Origin of the sequence: Actinoplanes sp. GCM10030250 (assembly GCF_042666575.1) — a bacterium.
Lineage (GTDB): Bacteria > Actinomycetota > Actinomycetes > Mycobacteriales > Micromonosporaceae > Actinoplanes.
On sequence record NZ_JBHTDO010000088.1, the window covers coordinates 1 to 1,871 of the forward strand.

Consider the following 1,871-nt stretch of genomic DNA (forward strand, 5'->3'; position numbering starts at 1 on the left):
CCCGCAGTGGGCGCACCCTCGGGCCGGGTCGCGGCGGGTGCCGGGGCGGTCGAACAGCGCGGGGCCGGGGTCGGTGGGCTTGCGGCGTGGCATGGGTTGGTCTCCGATCGTGCGGAATGCGGTCTGAATGGCTCTGTGCGGCACGGAATCAGACGGTTCGGGTGTCGGTGCCGGAATGGGCATTAGACGGCTCAGCGGGGCGCTGAGAGCCACGGAGGCGCGACGGCACGAACGTGATCCCTGGCTCAGTAAAGACGGTCGGTGGGGCGGGGTTGTGCGGCGCACGCTCGGCCGAGGCGGCAGGCGACTCGTCGGCAGGGACCACGCGCAGGCGCGGCGGCAGCGGAGTGTCCGGCAGATCACGGATTCGCTTGGACATCACAGCGAAGACGGACCGAGCGCCCTCGAGGTCGGCCGTGAGTTCACGCCGGAGCGCGTCGCGGTCGTGCCCGGCCGCCAGTGCCTCGGCTGCCGCTTGCTCGAGCTTGAATCGCTGCCCGGCTGTGAACCGGTCGACGTGGTACCTGGGCAGCGTCGAAACGAACGCTTTGCCGTCCTCGAGGCTCGAGGGGGTAGGGGGAGGTTCTTTAGAAAGAACCTCCTCCTCCTTTGTGCCGTCATTTTGACGTACTTGCTGGTCAGCGCCCTGGACCGTATCCGTCATTTTGACGTACTTGCTGGTCAAGGCGTTTTCGGCCTCTGACCTGCAAATACGTCGTTTTGACGGACCGTATCCGTCAGATTGACGTACTTGCTGGTCAAGGGCGTTTTCGGCGTCCTCGGCGAACAGGGCCGCGAGTACGTCATCACCGAATTCCTCGGGCTCGGCCGGGCACCGCGCCGCCAGCGCCTCGGCGTTGATCAGGTAGGCGTTTTCGAGCCGTTCCCCGCGCTCATTACGCCGCCGCGTCTTCACGATCCCTTTGAGCTCGAGCGACTGGCGGGTGCGGGTGACGGTCGACTCCGACATGCCAGACATGCGGGTAAGTCGGCCCATATCGGCGGTGAGCGCGCCCTTTTGGGTGCACAGGTTCGCGAAGACCTGAAGTAGGCCCTTCTCGCTGCCGTTCAAGCCCTCGGCGGCGAACACGAGGGCAACGTATGCCGCGCTTGTCATTGGCGGCCCTCGCGCGGGTTGGTTTCCGGGTTGATCATGTCGCCCCTTTCGGGTTCGGGGCGAAGCTTTCAGGCTCGGGGTGCGTCGTGTCCCCGACCCCGGCGCGAAACCGGTATCGTTTCCGCCGCGAGCACTGAATAGCTTCGCCTTTCGGGGCCCCGGTCCCCCTCTTCCCGTCTGGTAAACGGGAAATGCTTGAGGGGGACCGGGGTTTTTGGCGTTTCAGGTGGTGGTGAGCTTTCCACAAATCACAACGCTGTAGTTCGAGGCTCACCGGGTTGCCGAGGGCCGCCCTCGGCGCGAATCAGCGGCTCAGTTCCCACACTTCGCGTATCCCGCAGTCGGGGCATTGCCCCTCGAGCGAGACCACGGCGTCATCGGCCTGGCGCTCGTTCATTGGGGCGTGGCACTCGGCGCACAGGGTGTCGGTGCGCCGGGCGTAGTCGGGATCGAGCGGCGGGCCGCCTTGGGTCCACACCAGCCGGGTCGCGCCATCGTGGGTGTGCGGCTCGTAGATGTGGTGCAGCGTCACCCCGATCACGGTGCCGGTGGCCCGGCCGCCTCGAGCGCGCCAGTGCATGACTGTGGTCCCGTCGCCGAATACCGCGCCGTCGGCCACGGTGCCGGTGCCGGAGTAGCCGCTGGGGTCGCGGTCGCGCCGCAGCTCGAAAGTCCAGACGGTGGCACGGGGTGACTGAGAGTCACCCCGTGACGGGTAGCCGGTGCGGGGTTCGGTGGTGGTCATTTGGTCCCT

General features: G+C 66.9%; 2 protein-coding genes. Both read right to left on the reverse strand.

Annotated elements, in window-relative coordinates:
- Positions 1-148 precede the first annotated feature (148 nt).
- Complete coding sequence (locus ACFQV6_RS44120; RefSeq protein WP_378033717.1) at positions 149-1,090, reverse strand: hypothetical protein; 942 nt, start codon at positions 1,088-1,090, stop codon at positions 149-151.
- 331 nt (positions 1,091-1,421) lie between these two features.
- The coding region (locus ACFQV6_RS44125) for a hypothetical protein (protein WP_378033718.1) at positions 1,422-1,871 on the reverse strand (450 nt) is incomplete at its 5' end.